Annotated in this window: 16 protein-coding genes; all 16 read right to left on the bottom strand. The window is 66.5% G+C overall.

Annotated elements, in window-relative coordinates; genetic code table 11:
* Positions 1-13: 13 nt before the first annotated feature.
* A complete protein-coding gene (locus CFE42_RS12680; protein WP_004629305.1) occupies positions 14-4,801 on the bottom strand; it encodes a tape measure protein in 4,788 nt (1,595 codons plus the stop codon).
* A 1-nt stretch (position 4,802) separates the two neighbouring features.
* Positions 4,803-5,447, bottom strand: coding sequence for a DUF6441 family protein (locus tag CFE42_RS12685; protein WP_004629303.1), 645 nt, complete (start codon positions 5,445-5,447; stop codon positions 4,803-4,805).
* 180 nt (positions 5,448-5,627) lie between these two features.
* Entirely contained in the window at positions 5,628-6,026 is a 399-nt protein-coding gene (locus tag CFE42_RS12690; RefSeq protein WP_009238695.1) for a hypothetical protein, read from the bottom strand.
* A gap of 11 nt (positions 6,027-6,037) precedes the next feature.
* Complete coding sequence (locus tag CFE42_RS12695) at positions 6,038-6,790, bottom strand: hypothetical protein (protein WP_004629300.1); 753 nt, start codon at positions 6,788-6,790, stop codon at positions 6,038-6,040.
* Positions 6,787-7,008, bottom strand: coding sequence for a hypothetical protein (locus tag CFE42_RS12700; RefSeq protein ID WP_004629298.1), 222 nt, complete (start codon positions 7,006-7,008; stop codon positions 6,787-6,789). The genes CFE42_RS12695 and CFE42_RS12700 overlap by 4 nt, the downstream gene beginning before the upstream one ends.
* A gap of 5 nt (positions 7,009-7,013) precedes the next feature.
* Positions 7,014-7,460, bottom strand: coding sequence for a hypothetical protein (locus tag CFE42_RS12705; protein ID WP_004629296.1), 447 nt, complete (start codon positions 7,458-7,460; stop codon positions 7,014-7,016).
* A gap of 4 nt (positions 7,461-7,464) precedes the next feature.
* Positions 7,465-7,767 (bottom strand): hypothetical protein, encoded by a 303-nt coding sequence (locus CFE42_RS12710; RefSeq protein WP_004629294.1) that lies wholly within the window; start codon positions 7,765-7,767, stop codon positions 7,465-7,467.
* Positions 7,767-8,771, bottom strand: a complete 1,005-nt coding sequence (locus CFE42_RS12715) for a major capsid protein (RefSeq protein WP_004629292.1) — start codon at positions 8,769-8,771, stop codon at positions 7,767-7,769. The genes CFE42_RS12710 and CFE42_RS12715 overlap by 1 nt, the downstream gene beginning before the upstream one ends.
* Positions 8,772-8,773: 2 nt before the next feature.
* Positions 8,774-9,151: a head decoration protein gene (locus CFE42_RS12720; RefSeq protein WP_004629291.1), complete on the bottom strand. Its 378-nt coding sequence runs from the start codon at positions 9,149-9,151 to the stop codon at positions 8,774-8,776.
* 1 nt (position 9,152) lies between these two features.
* The gene (locus CFE42_RS12725; protein ID WP_004629289.1) at positions 9,153-10,394 is read right to left on the bottom strand and encodes a S49 family peptidase; all 1,242 of its coding nucleotides are present in this window, start codon (positions 10,392-10,394) and stop codon (positions 9,153-9,155) included.
* A 33-nt stretch (positions 10,395-10,427) separates the two neighbouring features.
* The gene (locus CFE42_RS12730; RefSeq protein ID WP_004629287.1) at positions 10,428-11,942 is read right to left on the bottom strand and encodes a phage portal protein; all 1,515 of its coding nucleotides are present in this window, start codon (positions 11,940-11,942) and stop codon (positions 10,428-10,430) included.
* A gap of 1 nt (position 11,943) precedes the next feature.
* Positions 11,944-12,165 carry a hypothetical protein gene (locus CFE42_RS12735; RefSeq protein WP_004629285.1) on the bottom strand — a complete coding sequence of 74 codons (222 nt, stop codon included), beginning with the start codon at positions 12,163-12,165 and terminating at the stop codon, positions 11,944-11,946.
* Positions 12,165-12,557, bottom strand: a complete 393-nt coding sequence (locus CFE42_RS12740) for a hypothetical protein (RefSeq protein WP_004629284.1) — start codon at positions 12,555-12,557, stop codon at positions 12,165-12,167. The genes CFE42_RS12735 and CFE42_RS12740 overlap by 1 nt, the downstream gene beginning before the upstream one ends.
* Positions 12,557-13,048 (bottom strand): hypothetical protein, encoded by a 492-nt coding sequence (locus CFE42_RS12745; protein WP_004629282.1) that lies wholly within the window; start codon positions 13,046-13,048, stop codon positions 12,557-12,559. Before CFE42_RS12745 ends, CFE42_RS12740 begins: the two co-directional genes overlap by 1 nt.
* Positions 13,049-13,077: 29 nt before the next feature.
* Positions 13,078-15,036 (bottom strand): phage terminase large subunit family protein, encoded by a 1,959-nt coding sequence (locus CFE42_RS12750; RefSeq protein ID WP_004629280.1) that lies wholly within the window; start codon positions 15,034-15,036, stop codon positions 13,078-13,080.
* Positions 15,036-15,581: a hypothetical protein gene (locus tag CFE42_RS12755; protein WP_004629278.1), complete on the bottom strand. Its 546-nt coding sequence runs from the start codon at positions 15,579-15,581 to the stop codon at positions 15,036-15,038. The genes CFE42_RS12750 and CFE42_RS12755 overlap by 1 nt, the downstream gene beginning before the upstream one ends.
* Between the last annotated feature and the right edge of the window lie 84 nt (positions 15,582-15,665).

Raw genomic sequence — 15,665 nt, forward strand, 5'->3', positions numbered from 1 at the left:
GCACCCAACGCCATCAGGGTGTGTCGACATCCCCGCGAATCAGCAACGTGAAGTGGTCGTCGGGCACGGACTCCGGCCCCTGCTGGACGGTGCGCACCACCCAGACCGGGAACTGGCTGCCGATGGTGTTGAAGCGCAGCACGTTGCCGGTGGCCCAGCCGTTGCCCCAGCCGAGCGCGGGCAGACGGAAGTACGGCACGCCGGCCGCGGGGTTGTTGGGGGCGCAGTCGGCGCTGGTATTGCCGGTGGCGATCACGCCGACGTTCTCGCCGATGACCTCGAACGAGGTGCTGTTGGTCATGCGCACCACCCAGCGCTCGGTGAGCGCCCCGCGATTGGTGACCGTGATCGGGTACTGCGTGTGGTTGAAGGTGGCGGTCGCGGCGCTGCCGGTCAGTTCATCCGACCAGCTGCCGTTCCAGGTGCTCTGATCGAACACGAGGTTCACGCGGGCGAACAGATCACCGGCCACCAGCGCACTCGAGACGAAACTACCGGAGACGGGATCGCCGGGGCTGGCCAGCGGATAGGCGTGGGTCAGCGGGCGCGTGAAGCTGATCTCGCCGTTGATCTGCACGTCGCGCACCACGGCCATGTCCTCGATGCGGTGCTCGATGGTCACGGGCTGGCTGTAGCCGGTCACGTTCGTGAAGGTGACGGTGCCTGCTTCCAGATCGGTGATGTAGCCGGTGTGGATCACCACGCCGTCGTGGCCGACCACGCGCACGCGCGACAGACGCACGCGGCCCGTATCGATGGTCTGGCCGTTGCTGACCGACGCGGTGATGCGTCCGGTGTGGCCGACCACCGCAAAGCCGCCGGGCCGGAAGATCGGCACACGCCCGTCGCTGGGCAGGCGCACCGGATCGATTCCCAGCAGCGCCGCATCCAGGGGCAAATAGCTGTAGGCCACGGCGCTGTAGCGCAGGCTGGATGCCGCCACCGGCTCGGGCCGGAAGATCTTGCCGTCCGGACGGACGTTCTCGGCGTCGAACCACGGCTCCGTCTCGTTGCCCGCCGCCGTGACCACGGTGCCAAAGCGCACGCGCACGAGGCCGGTGTCGTAGTCGACATTGCCGCTGACGCCGGACGCGCTGATCGTGCCGTCGATGCCTGCCGTCACGGTCTGGGTTCCACCCACCGCGCGGGCGAACTGGATGGAGAGCGATCCTGGGCGCAGTGGCGCGGCACCGGTGCGGAACACGTACTCGCTGGAGATGTTCTCGCCCACAGTGGTCACGCAACTGGCGCGCGTGATGCTGTTGGTCGCGCCCGCCGACCACGAGGTGAGGGTCACCGCGCCCGAGAGGTAGTTGATGCTGCCGCGCGTGACCCAGCCGCTGGGCGTGAATTCACGGAGCGTTCCCTGACCGTTGTCGCCCCAGGGCTGGCTGCCCGCAATGGCCAGCAATAGCGTTCCGGTCACCACCTGCGCGTTGACGCCGGGCACCAGCCGAAACGACGGGCTGAACGCGAACGTCTCGCTGTGGTTGCTGGTCGAGCCCGCGCTGTTGTAGCGCAGCTTGACGTAGCCGGACTCGTCGTTCGGGTACATCGACGGCGCGTCCACGTAGCTAATGCCGCCGTAGTTGAGGCGGAACATCTGGCCCACGCCCGAAGCCCAGCCGAGGCGTTGAGCGCCATAGACGGGGCGTGGAATCTTGAGAGTGACATCGGGTTGAAACTGCACCGCGCCGGTGGCGTAGTCGACGCTGCCGATGACGACGCCGGAGCGAAGGACATTGCCTGCGCCATCGTCGCGGGCGTACTGCGAGGGATCGACGAGATTCCACAAACCCAGTCCCATCGCCTGGATCTGCTGTTGCGTGTAGACACCCAGCACCGTCGTGTCGGTCAGGGTGTTCCACTCGATCTCCAGCGAACCCGGCTCGATGGAGCCCAGAGTCGCGGTCACCGGCACGTGGCCCTGGCCATCGCGCGAGGGGTGCGCGAAGCTGTCTTCCTGCTTGGGGCCCGCAACGTAGTCCACCGTCAGCAGCGCGCCGACCGGCGGCAAGACGTTCGGTGCGAAGCTCAAGAGGTTCTGCGCGACGTTCAGGTTGCCGGTGGCGGCCCCACTGAGCGTGCCGGAGGTGGCGGCGTACGCCGTGCGCGTGCCGGTGCCGCTCTCGTGCGGCCAGGTGATGGTGAGCGTTCCCGGCTGCACGCTCTTGCCTTCGGGCGGGGCGAGCTGCAAGGCCTGCGACGCCTTCAGGGCGGCGGTCGGCTGCTGCGTTTCCTGCGTCGGCACATTCCACGTCAGGATCAGGGACGAGCCGACGTCGGGCAGCGCGCCCAGCGTCACCACGAAGGCCCCGGTGTTCTTGTTGAAAGTGCCCGCGCCGTAGCTGGCGTCCAGCCCCTTGAGCGAGCCATTGCCGCCATCCGACAGCACGTACCACCGGCCCTGCGCCATGTAGCTGATGGAGAGCGTGCCGGGCTGCGGCACCGGGTTTACGGTGCCGACGTAAGACTGGCTGCGCGACTCCGGCGTGACCGCGATCTCCGAGCTCTGCGGCGCGCGCTGCAAAGACGCGGCGGGCGTGTAGGTGATGGACTTGCTGTTCGACATCGAGCCGGAGTTCAGGCTCAGGATGCCGTTGGCGTAGTCGATGGTGCCCAGCGTGCCGCTGGCGGTCTTGAGCAGGCCCGCGTCGTCGAAAATCGTGACGCCGTCGGTGACGATGGACAGCGATCCGGGCAGGCAGCCGCCGGGCAGATTGAACTTGAGGGTGGTGTTCCAGGCGTGGCTGGCCGTGTAGCTCACGGATGCCGCGCCCGGCACCGGCAAACCTGCTGCGGCGTAGGGGGGCACGAAGGAGATTGGCGTCTCGGTCTGGGCGCTGGGCACGAGCTGCGTGTAGATGGACGCGCCCTTGATGGTGAAGTCGCCCACATTGGCAGTCTGCGTCAGCGGCACGACACCGACGTAGGTGTCGTTCTCGACCCGCTGCACGTTGGCGCGGCGCTCCTCCTCGGTCTGGCCTTGCCGGGCGGCGGCGTCCTTGCGCGCCTGCGTTTCCTGATCGATCAGGCCGAGCGTCTCGGTCGTGGCCTGACGGCGCAGGGTCGCCTGTTGCGTCAGCGCCTCGGTGAGCAGCTGCGTGGACTTGGTGATCCTGGCGGTTTCGGATTGCTGGGTGCGATCCAGTTCCGCCTTCTCCTGGTCGTAGCGGTTCTTCACCGCCTGCACCTGCTGGGCGAGGCTGGCCTCGACGATGGACGTCAGCCCCTTGTAGGCCTCGGCCATCTTGGCGGTGGCATCGTTGACCACGCCTTGGGCCTTGCCGACGGCCTGTTCGACCTCGCCCAGCCGGGACTTGAGCTTCTCCAGCGCGGCGTGCACGGCCTCAATGCCGCGTCCGACCGCTTCCTGCGTGCCCTGGCGCACGGCTTCGAGCCGCTTGGCGATCTCCTCGGCAGCGGTCGCGGCGGTGTTCATCGCCCCCTTGGCGGCGTTCGCGCCTTCGGTGGCGTCCGCGTACATCTCGGCGAAGATGCGATTCATCTCCGCGAGCCGCTGCTCGTGGCGCTTGGTGGCTTCGGCGATGGTGTCGGATGTGAAGATGGCGGCGAACACCTCCCACTGGAAGCGCAGGTGCTCGATGCCCTTCATCAGCACCTCGACCATGAAGATGCCCGCCTTGCGGACGATCTCGAACTTCTCTGACAGCCACGTCCCAATCTCCCAGCCGATGATGGCCGCGCCCAGCACGCCGAAGGCCACGCGCAGCTTGCCGACCGTGGCGATGGCGTTCGACAACGACAGGTTGGCCGTTGCCCACGCCGCCGCCGTGGTGCTGGCGGATGTCACCGCTGCCGCCCCCGCCGTCTGCCACGCGATGATCAGCGCCGGGATCAGGCGGTAGACCAGCACCGCGAGGCCGACCTCGGCGATGCGCCCCAGCCACTTCATCACCGTGTCCAGGTTCTCCGACAGCCACGTCAGCGCCTCGGCGAGCTTCTTGGTGAAGCCGGTCGATTCGTCAAGTTTGCTGATCCACTGGCCGAAGGCGTTCGACAGGCGCGTGAACGCCTGACTGACGGTCACCGGCAACTGCGCGTACTCGGCGGCCAGCTTGTCCTTCTGACTCATCAGCGCGTTGACCACAACGTCGGCGGTGAGCCGCCCTTCTTCGGCGAGCTTCCTCAGCCGTCCGATGGGCACGTTCAGACCATCGGCGAGCGCCTTGGCCAGACGCGGGCTGTTCTCGACGACGGAGTTGAATTCCTCGCCGCGCAGCACGCCCGAGGCCAGCGCCTGCCCGAACTGCAGCAGGGAGGACTGCGCCTCGGTGGCCGATGCGCCCGAGATGCGCAGCGCCTGCGAGATGCTCTCGGTGAGCGAAAGCGCGTCCTTCTGCTCGCCACCCAGCATCCGCACGGCCTGCTGGAGCTTGCCGTAGAGCGTGGCGGTTTCCTGGATCGGCACGCCGATGCGCTGCGCGATGGCGAACAACTCCTTCTGCGCGACCGTGTATTCGCGCTGGCCGGCGGTGGCGAGCTTCAGGCGCGCGGACATCATGTTCCAGGCGTCGGCGATCTGGACGATCTCCTGCACCTTGCCCGCCGCCCAGTTGAGGGTGAGGAAGGCCAGCAACTGCGTCTTGGCCTTGGCGACCTGATCGCCGAAGGCGTTCATCCCCGCCTTGACTTCGGCCACCCCGGCGGCGGCCTTGTCGCTGGCGCTCTTGGCACTGATGCCGAAGCCGCCGAGGCTGCGCTCGGCATTGTTGATGGCGCGTTTGAGCCCCTCGTCGGCTCCTTCGAGCGCGACGAGGATGGAAATGCGGTTCGCCATCTCAGTCCACCAGCCGCAACTGCTTCTCGATGCGCGCGGAGAGGCGCGGGATGCGAGCGGCGACGATGCGTTCGACGTTTAGGCGCTTCTTGAGCTGCACCCGGGGCACCAACACGGCGATGGGCACGTCCGCGCCGCGCTTGAGGCGCTTGACGCCCTCGGCCTTGCGATAGCGGCGCTTGAAGCCCGACAGTGGCCGGTCGTGTTCCTTGATGTTTTCGGCCATCAGCACGATGTTCCCCTTGGCGTTCTTGATGAAATAGGCATTGCCACCGCGCATCAGCTCAGCGATCTGCGCCTTGAAGCGTTTGCGGCCCACGCGCCCGTGCAGCGGGATCAGCATCCGGCCACCAATGACGCCGCCACGCTCGTGGATGCCCGACCACGGGATGCGCGAGCCGACGTAGAGCGCGGGCAGCCGACTCCGATCCTTGTCGAGCACCTTGGCGGTGAAACCCTTAACGAAGGATTTCTTGACCACCGCCATCTGGCCTGCGACGTGGCTGCGCACGTCCTCTTTGAGTTCGGCGGCCTCACCGGCGATGCCGCGCGCGACCGCCTTCTGCACCTTCTCGCGGAACTCGCCGCCCCAGCGGCGCAACTGCGCCTGCGCGGCCTTGCTATCGATGCGAACCGAGATGCGCATGGTCTTGGAGCCTGTCGAGGGTCTGGTCGATGTGGCGGGCGTCACCGCGTGCGCCGATGGCGATCAACGACAGAAGCCGTGCATCGCGTGCGACGTCCTCCCGCGCGGTTGCGGCGGCGAAGCCGCGCACCTGCGCCAGGGTGTAGTCGAGGATGTCCGGCAACCGGTGGCCGTGGGCGATCAGGTGCTGGACGGTGTCGAACCACCCGTGGCGATTGCTGCCGTCGCGCCCGTCCGCGCGATCAGCCCGTCGAGCCGAGGCATCACCGTCCGGGTAAAAAAATCGGCGTTGACCTCGATCACCTTGGCCGCCAGCAGGATGGCCTCGTCGGCGGCCAGCTCATCGACCCACGCGCGCGGCTTGCCGACGGCAATCGACACCGCCGTCAGCAAGTCGTCGCCGCGCTCGCCGAACAGCGCCAGCCAGTCAATGCCATCGCCGCCGATCTGCTGCATCACCGGGGTGATGGCGCGCAGGAAGGCGGGCATCTGGCCGACCTTGAGTGGCTTGATCGCCAGCGGCTCGCCATCGATGACCAGCTCCGCCGCCTGCGGGATGAGGGTTTCCAGATCGCTCATGGCAGTCCCCATCACAGTTGCACGATGCGGCCAAACTGGCCGAGCACCGCGTCGTAGGGCTTGGTGGTGTCGGCCAGGAGCGAGCCTTCCAGCTCGAACTTGTTGTATTCGTCCGAGATGAAGGAGATCTCCTTCAAGGGGTCGAAGGCCACGCGGTACAGCTCCACCAGCACCTTGGCGTTGCCCTGCGCGGTGTTGACGCCTTCCAGGCGCAGGAACCGCTCGGGCAGTGCCTGCGTGAAGATGCCGATCTCGGTGGCGACGCCGTAGCTGTAGGCCGCCTTGAACGGCGCGGTGAAGCCGGTGGTATCCAGAAACTGGAGGGCACCGAAGTCGGTGTCTGCTGTGAAGTGCGTGCCTGCGGTCAGCGTCGCGGGCGTGCCCGCCGAGTCGGTCACCACCAGCGCCGAGACCTTGGGATGGGCGAAGAAGTAGCGGTCGCCGACCACCGGAGCCGCGCCGCCGATGGTTTCGGCGGTCACCGAGCCCGTGCTGCCGGTGACGTGGTTGCCGTACAGCGCCAGGGCGAGGTTTTCCTTGGTGAATTCCTCAATGGTGAGATTCACGGTGGCCGACTTTTGCTTGACCATCCGGTGGTCGAGCGAGCGCTGGCCGGTCTGGCTCTCGTAATGCTCCAGCACGTCGGTCTTGAGCGAGAGCTTGAGCTCGGCGACGTTGCCGGGCGAGCGCACTTCGATGGGTAGGCCGGATTCGTCGCGCTTGCCGAGGAATACGCGGCCCTGAAAACTGGCGTAGGTGCTCATGATTTGGATTCCTTGCGTTGGGTGGTGATGGGTCGGATGGGCTCAATGGGTGTGCCGTCGCCTTGCGGCTGGGGCTCGGGTACGGGCTGGCGGTCGTGGCGGGCGGTGCCGTTGGCGATGAGCCAGTCGGCGGTGCTGCCATCCACATCGAGCCGTTCGCCCGCCTTGTGGGCTTGGCCCGCGTGGGTGTGCGGCTGAGTCAGAACGATGGAAGTCATGGGGGTCATCCTTTGGCTGAAAGATCGGTGTCGAGCGTCCGGTAAGTGATCGCATAGCGCGCCGGAATCGTGGCGGCCACCGCATCGGCGTCCTCGACGTCCCACTCGCATTCCTGCTCGCGGATACCCAAGGCAAGGCCACCCAGATTCCGGTCGACCAGCAGCGCAGCATGGGCGGCAGTGAGCAGCCGGTCAGCCTCGGTTTCCGGAATGGCGGGAGGTACCGCGCGGGCCAGCGCGACGATGCGCACCGTGAGCTCGCGTGTGACGCGGTCGTTGGCGCGCTCGGTGATCGATTCGGACTCGGGGAACACCACCAGTGCCGGGCATTGCTCCCGGCTGATGGCCACCGTGGGCGAGCGGTGTAGCGTCGCACCGAGCGATTCCACCGGCGTTCGGACAGCCGCCATCACCGCGAGCAGGATCTGTTCGCGGATCGAGTTGCCGGACACGGCGCTACACCCTGGTGAGCTGTGCGCGCATCTCCGAGCCGTCGCCCACGGCCCGGGTGCTACGCACCTGATAGATCACGCCATCGATCTCGACCGTGTCGCGCGGAGCCAGCCCCAGGAACACCGAGGCCGGATACGACATCTGATAGTCGGTGGTCGAGGCCAGGCCGTCGAACACGGTGTCGTCCGGAGCGGCGAAGCCAACCGGGTGGCGCTGCGCTGTCGTGCCGTCCGAAGGACACCAGAGGCAGTCCTTCAAGAGCCCGGCATTGGCGGCCGATTCGTAGATCTGCTCGACGAGACTCATCACGCCACCGTCAACTTCACCAGCACACCCGGACGATGGCACATCGGCAGCGGGTTGGACTGCGTGTGCAGATCGGTGCCCCGGTCGAACTTGCGCGGCTCCTGCTTGGCGTACAGCGGCTGGCCGACCGTGTTGACGGTTTCGTTGAAATCCGCCGGTGCGAAGTAGGTGCTGAAGGTGTCGATGGTGCCCAGCGGGAAGGCATGAGCCTCGCCAGCGGCGATGAAACGGCGTGCGGTTCCGCTGGCATCGGTGGCCTGACCCCGGTACTCCTCGAAGGTGATACCGCCGTAGGTGAAGCCGCGACGCACGTCGTTGATGAGGATTGCCCCGTTCTGCCAGTTCTCGAAGGCCTTCTCGACCTTGGCGTGGCCGGTGAGCGCGGCGAAGAACTCCGGCGAGCACAGGCAATGGACACCATTCATGAACTCGCCTTTGAGGTTCTCCTCGATGGTTGCCAGCACCGTGGTGCACTTGGCTTTCACATTGGTGCCCGCCGTGCCCAGCTCGAAGGCCACCGCCTGCTGGGTGATATCGAAGGCATCGAACAGGTCGTAGAGAACCGAGCCGTCCGCGTCGAGGATCACGCCCTTGAGCGCACCCATGCGCAGGTGCTCCAGCGTGATCGCATGCTTGTTGCGCATCGTCTCCAGATGGCGCGCGATCACGCCTGCCACCGTCTCGGTTTCGGTTTCCGAGCCGAAGGCACGGATGCCTTGGACTTCCTCCGGCAGCACCACGTCGTCGTGCGGGATGTGCGGCACCACGAAGGAGCGCAGCTTGCGTTTTCCACGCACGCCAACCGTGCCGGGTGAACCCGGTGGCAGCGTAGGCAGCAAGTTGAGCACGCCGTTCATTTCCTCGACGACGATCTGGCGCTGCCGTACCGGCTTGGACGGCATCAGGTTCAGTTCTTCCAGACGCCCGTAGCGGTTGGGCAGGATGTTGATGGCGGCGGTCAGCGCCGTCATCGAGAAGGCGGGGTTGCTGAAGGGGTTGTTCATGGTCAGGCTCCTTGGCGAACGAGCACGCCCAGCGCCTTAAGCTGCGCAATGGCGGTGAGTTTTTCGGCGGTGGTGATGGCGTCGGGCCACGCGAGCGCATGGTGGGCGACGATGGCGTGGCGCGCGACGACGAGACCGTCGTCACGGTCGATCAAGGTGGCGTCGCAGGCCTGTAGCAGCACGCCAGCGGCGACCTGCGTGCCGTCTTCTGCGGACGGATCGAGCTGTTTGAACTTGGCCGTTGCGGTGACGATGCCGACCACCGTGCCCAGCGGCAGGTTCTGGCCCGAAGCGACCGTGACGCGGTCGCGCGAGTAAAGGTTGGGGGCTTCGTACTTGAGCAGGTCGCCCAGGTTCAGAGGTTCGGCGAGAGCGGGCATCTCAGATCTCCTTCTTGGTGGATTGCGCTGCGATCTGCTTGGCGGCGTCGATCAGCGGATTGCTGGCCACAGGGCGCGCGGCATCGGGGGCGATGCGGCTGGTGATTTCGGGACTGGCTTCGGCCTGCGCCGCAAGCAGTTGGCTGCGCACCTTGGCGGGCGAGGACTGGGCGTCGAGGAAGCCCGCAATCAGGTCGGTTCGCCCGGCCAACGTGCAGGTCTGGGCGATTTCGACGGCGTCGGCCACGCTCAGCGCGGTGGCGGTGGAGGCGGCGGACGGTTGAGGAGGACTGCCAGCAGGATCAGCAAGAGGCCGATCAGGAGCAGCGGGGTCGGTTCGATCATTCATGGAAGACTCCATCTGGTGGTTGCGAAGAAAGCCCGCTTGGCTGGCCGGAGCCACCTGAGTCGGGAGTGGGGAAAGCGATTGCGTGAGTTGCGTGAGCGCGTCGTCGAGGCTGCCGACGGCATCGGCAAGACCGGTGGCAACGGCGTCCGGTCCGAAGAACAGGCCCGCTTCGGTGGCGCGCACGGCGTCCGCATCGAGGCCGCGATGTCGAGCGACCGTCTCGACGAACAGCTCGTAGACGCGATCCACCTCGGCCTTGAGAACCGCGTGCGCGGCGTCGGAGAGCGGCTCGTGCGGGTTGAGGTCGTTCTTGCGCTCGCCCGCGAACACGGCGGTGTAACGAACACCGTCTTTGGCGTCCTTGACGGATTGATCGATGTGCATGGCGATGACGCCAATCGAGCCGACACCGCCGGTGCGCGCGACGAACACGCGGGTGGCGGCGGACGCCAGCGCATAGGCCGCCGAGAACGCCATGTCGTTGGCCACGGCCCAGACGGGCTTCACTTGCGACGCCACGCGGATACGGTCGGCCAGATCGAACACGCCGCCCGACTCGCCACCCGGCGAGTCGATGTCGAGCAGGATCGCAGCGACCTCGGGGCTGGTGAGCGCGGCGTCCAGTTGCGCGGCGATACCGGTGTAGCTGGCGAGACCCGATTCGGCCTCGAGGCCCGAGGTTCGGCGCACCAGCGTGCCGTGGATCGGGATGACGGCAACCTTGCCGCTCGGAGGCCCAGGCGCGCGGGCCGCAGGCGTGTAACCCACGGACGCGGCGAGGTCGGCGAGGCCGATGCGCGCACCGAGCACGGAGAGGATGATGTCGAGTTTCGGCCGATGAATCGCCAGCGGCACGCCGAACAGGCGCGCAGCCAGATGAGGTAGCAAAGTCATGGGAATCCTTCGGGAAAGCGGTCAGGCAGCGAATCAGGGAAGCGATTGGCTACCGGTGATGTCCGGCGCGTTGGCGCTGCGGTTGGGTTCCGAGCCGCCGCCGTCCTTCGACGTGTAGCGAGGATCTGAGTCGAAGATCAGGCCGAGGTCGTCGGCGCGCTGGTTGTCGGCGGCGATCTCACGGTCGACGTCTTCGGCGTCGTAGCCGTTGGCCGAGATGGCTTCCGAGCGGCTCATCAGGCCGGCGCGGATAGCCAGCAACATCGCTTTGAATTCCTTCTCCGGGTCAACCCACTGCCAGCCCTGGGGAATCCACTTCACCGCGAGGTACTGGCGGCGACGGGCTGGCCCGCCTCGAGTGAAGCCCGGGGCATCCAGGGCCCCGGCGAGCACCGCCTGCTTCATCCAGGCCGCCCAGACCGGGCGGCACATCTGATGCACCAGCACGCCGTGCTGCACCATCTCGCAGCGACGCCGGAACTCCAGCAGCCCGGCACGGATAGACGAGTAGTTCACGCCGGTCAGATCGCCGGTCAACTGCTCGTAGGTGATACCAATGGCGGCGGCGACCGCGCGGAACTGGGTGCGCAGGAATTCGGAGTACGAACCACCAACATCAGCCGGATCGGAGAACTTGATGTCCTCGCCCGGCTCCAGGATCTGCAGCGTGCCCGGCTCCAGTCCGGCAAGCGCAATCCCGTCGGCGTCCGCTGCACCTTCGCCCAACAGGTTGTCCTCAGGGTTGGCGCGCGTGACGAAACCCGCGAACATCGCGGCGGTCTTCTTGCGCACCAGCTCGGCGTCGTCGTACTGGTCGAGCTCGTTGAGCTTGACCAGGGCCCGCGACAACCATGGCTCGCCCCGGATCTGCCCCGGGCGCAGCACGCGGAACAGGTGAATGATCTCCTTGGCGTCGATGCGCACCGTGTCCATCCCGCCCTGGCCCGACATCGGAGCCAGTCGCCCGTCCTCCGGGTGCGAGCGGTACAGGTGGTAGGCCACGCGCCGCCCAAGGTTGTCGAACTCGATGCCGGAGCGCACGACGTTGCCGGACGGCAGATCGGTGTTCAGGTTGATGGGCAGGTGCTCGGGCTCCAGCAACTGGAGTTGCAGGGGCACCGACAGGCCATCCTCCGGACGGCGTGGCCGCAGGCGAATCAGGCATTCGCCACCTTCGAGCATCGCCCGACACGCCAGGGCCTGCAGGCCATAGAAGTCGGTCTGTCCCGCCGCGTCTGCTTCCTCAACCCAATCGCGCCACAGTGCTTGCACCTCGGCCTTGAACCGTTCGTCGCCAGACAGGCTCTGCGGCTTGATGCCGGTGCCGACCGCGTTGGCCACGAAGGCTTCGATACCGGCCTGCGCCCAAGCATTGCGGCGGACGAGGTCACGGCTCTTGCCGCGCAACTCGGCGTTGGTTGTCAACATCGCCGCGACCGCGCCCGGGTTGCCGGGCATCCAAGCCAGCGAGCGACGGCCACGACCTGCGGCTTCGTGTACTGGCGAGGCACCGAACAACCGGCGCACCGTTTGGGAGAACCACGCCATCTCAGAACCCCTTGCGCGTGGTGACGCGGATCTGGCGCGGCGCACCGGGCAGCAGCCCGGTTTCAGCCGCCTGCTGCAGCATTCCGCGCCTAACCTCGCGGATCGCGGCCATCAGTTCGTCGACCGAGCGGTACTCGACCGTCTTGTCGGCAAAGGTCACGCGCCGTTCGCCCTTGGCGAGCGCGCTCTCCAAGGCCTGGAGTTGGATTTCTGTGTAGGCCATCAGCGGTACACCACGAGGTTGATTTCGGACGAGTCGTCGAACGACGTTGCTGTCGTCGCGCAGGAGATGTCGACGTACTGGGCCGTTTTCAGGTCGGAGCTGGCGCGAACGACAGCCACACGCTGCTGGCCGCTGTTGCTGCTGCTGCGTGCGAGCGCCGTCCAGCAGTAGTTCGCATCCGGCATCGCCAGCGCAAAATGCACGCGGTAGCGGCCCGCCGCTGTACGCACGACGCTGGCCACGTTGTGCGCGCTGCCGATCACGATCTGACCGCCCACGTAGCCAAAGCTCACCCACACCCGAGCAAGTCCAGGGTGCGTGGCGTCGATCTTGGTCTTGACCTCGAAGCCGATGCGCGCAGCCAGGGCGGCGATGCTGGACGCGAGGCTCATCAGGCCAGCGCCCCGTCGAAGATCACGACGAAGTCCGTGTCGGTGTTGCCAACATCGACGGCCGCAACCGCGCCAATGTTGGTGCGCGCCTGAAGTTGCTCGGCAACGGTCAGGGTTTGCGCCGCGTCGTACCGCACCCGCAGATTGACGGCAGCGAGGAGCGCGTCCAGGCCCGTAGTGCCGTTCTGCAGCAACTGCTGGATCTCCACCAGGGTGTCGTAGGCGGCGTCTGCTCCACCGAGGATGTCGGCCTTGAGCGCGTCGAGCAGCGACACGATCTTGTTCGACGAGTAGGTGGTTGAGGTGGCGATCTGGTTGTCGTCGATGGCGGTTGCGGAGAGCACCGCCGCCTTCAGTTCGTTTATCGCCGCGACCAGACTCGACTTGTCGGTGGTGGACAGGCTGGCTAGGTTTCCCGCCGTCGCCCGGACGTCGTTGAACTCCTGGGCGACCCGGATGACCAGGCTCTCGATACGGGTGGCAAGACTCATGTGTTCTCCTTGGTTTGAAGCGGCCGCCGTCAACGAAGCCAACGGCTTCGGATGACGCGCCGACCGGAATTGCGGGTTCCAGAAGCAGCGAGGCCACCGCTGGGGGTGGCCTCGTTCAATTCGATGTTGTGAATGGGCGGTGGCGCATCCGGTGGGGGCGCTACCCCAAGTTGACGCTCCAACTCCCGCCAGTGGCGATCCTCGAAGCGGTCCAGTCCCGCCGCCGATGCGGCGGCGCGGGCGTAGACGTAGCAGTCGAGCGCTTCGTTGCGCTCTCGCATCTTTTGCCATTCGCGCACCGGGAATCCGTTGCGGTCGCGGCGCGTGATCAGTTGCTCGGCGCAGAGCTGCTGGATGAACTCGGCGTCGATCTTGGGCAAATGGACGAACCCGGCTGGAAACACCGGGGTCGAGCCGTCCTCGCCCACATCCGCGCTCTTGCGCAGGTTGTTGTAGAACTCCAGCTTGGCGATCCCAACCGCCACCGTAAACACCTTGATGCCTCGGCGCAGTTTCTTGCCACCCTGCGACACATCGATGGCTGTCGGTGTGCCGATCAGTGCGGCACCGCGCGGCACGCCCTTGACCGCCATCACGCGCGGATCGTGGCAGGCTCGCACGAAGGCGTAAGCCTCCTGCGTGGCAAAGCCGGTGTCCAGCGCGAAGCGCGCCAGTGGCATCGCCACCCCCGAGGCGTGCGTCCAGTTCTCGGCCAGCATCGCGGCCAGCGCCTTCCACACCGCGTCCCGTGCGGTATCGCCCATCAGGACTCGGTGCTCGATGAGCCAGGACTCCTTCCCGCGCCCAAAGGCCCAGATCGAGGCCTCGATGCGATCCTTCTGGACGTCGGCCGCACCCACCAACAGCAGGCCGCCCAGTGGCACGGTGCCCACGGAATAGTCCTCGCGGCGCTCGACCAGCCGTTGCCAGTCGGGCGCTTCGCCTTCCTCGACCCAGGTCTCGCCCAGCTCGGTGTTCTTGAAAGTCTTGATCGCGGCGGCCGATCCCGACTCCTTGTTGACGGCGGCTTCCCACGCCGCAGCGATGTCACGCCAGGATCGCCAGCCAACGGGGCTGTAGAGCGACGACAGGTGAAAGCCAGCCGTCTTGCCCTGTGCCATCGAACGCCATTCGCCACGCTCCAGCATCCACGTCTTGTGATGCTCGGAAATCGCGGTGTCGCAGGACTCGCAGATGTATGCGGCGGTTTCCGGTTGCCCCCTGTCCCAGCGCAGTTGCTCGAAGCGCAACCATTGCGGGTGGTTGCAGTGTGGGCACGGCACGAAGTAGCGGCGCTGGTCGCTGGCCTCGTATTCGCGTTCGATGGCCGAGGCCCCCGAGATCGTCGGCGTCGACACGATAAAGATCTTGCGCCGGGCAAAGGTGCGCGTGCGCGCCTCGGCCAGCGAGATCGCGTCGCCTTCGCCCTCGACGTCCAGGGGGTATCCGTCCACCTCGTCGAGGAACAGGTAGCGCACCGGCATCGAGCGCAAGCCCACCGCACTGTTAGCACCGGTCATCACCAGCACGCCGCCCCGGAACTCCTTGGCCAGGATCGTGTTGCCCGAGTCGCGGCTGCGCGCCGGTGCGATCAGTTCGGCCAACGCGGCTGACTCCTCGATCAGCGGATCGATCCGCTGCTTGGAGTTGCGCTTGGCCATCTCCACCGTCGGCCAGACCGCCATCATCGGCCCCGGCGCGTGGTGGATGACATAGCCGATCCAGTTCGACCCCATCTCGGTCGCACCGAGCTGCGCTGCCTTCATGAACACCACACGCTCGACCGGCGAGGTCGGCGACAGGCAATCCATGATGGCCTTGAGGTACGGCGTGCGGCTGGTACGCCAGCGCCCCGGCTCGGCAGACGCCTTGCTGGAGAGCATCCGGTGGCGATCTGACCATTCCGATACCGTGAGCAGCGGGTCGGGAGTAAGCCCGTCGCGCCACGCCCGTTCGATCTCCTGCGCGCCTTCGTAGTCCATCGTCATCAATCCACGCGCGGGCGCAGCTCGCCCAGCTCAATCAGGTGCTCGCGCACGGCAGCCTCCAGGGCCACGTGCATCTGGTGCGCATCGACACCGAGCGTGGATGCCATCTGCCCCGAGATACGCGCGGGCCAGTTCAACCACGCGTCGCGCTCGATGCGCGCAAGTTTGAACACGTGGGCCACGGCCTGCGCCCGATCCACCAGTTCCTTCTTGCGGTGCGCCAGCTCCACCTTATTGAGCTGGGCTTTGAGCACTTCGTTGACGGTGCGTGCCTGTAGCAGCGATGTCCCGCCCGTCGACAACGGTGGGGTGCCGGGTTCGGGCACCTCACGCTCGGGCAGTACGCGCGCCTTCGAGGGACTGACCTTCTCCGGCGCTGCCGCCTTGCGGGGTTGCAATGTGTTTTGTGCCCACTGCGCGTCGGCGGTATCCGGATCAATCGTGCCGTCTGGCAGCGGTGTGATCCGCCCGGTGTCGATGGCCTTCTTCACGGCCACGTGCGACACGCCACGGTGGCGCGCGTAGGCGCGAATGGAAAGTCCCATCGTCACCTTCAATCATTTGTTCGTAATGTCCGCAGATTGAGCTTGGCTTCCATCGAGAACAGCGCGTTCATCACGTCACGCCAA

The sequence above is a fragment of the Ralstonia sp. PBBBR1 genome, from assembly GCF_002256165.1.
In the GTDB taxonomy this organism is placed as follows: Bacteria; Pseudomonadota; Gammaproteobacteria; order Burkholderiales; family Burkholderiaceae; genus Ralstonia; species Ralstonia thomasii.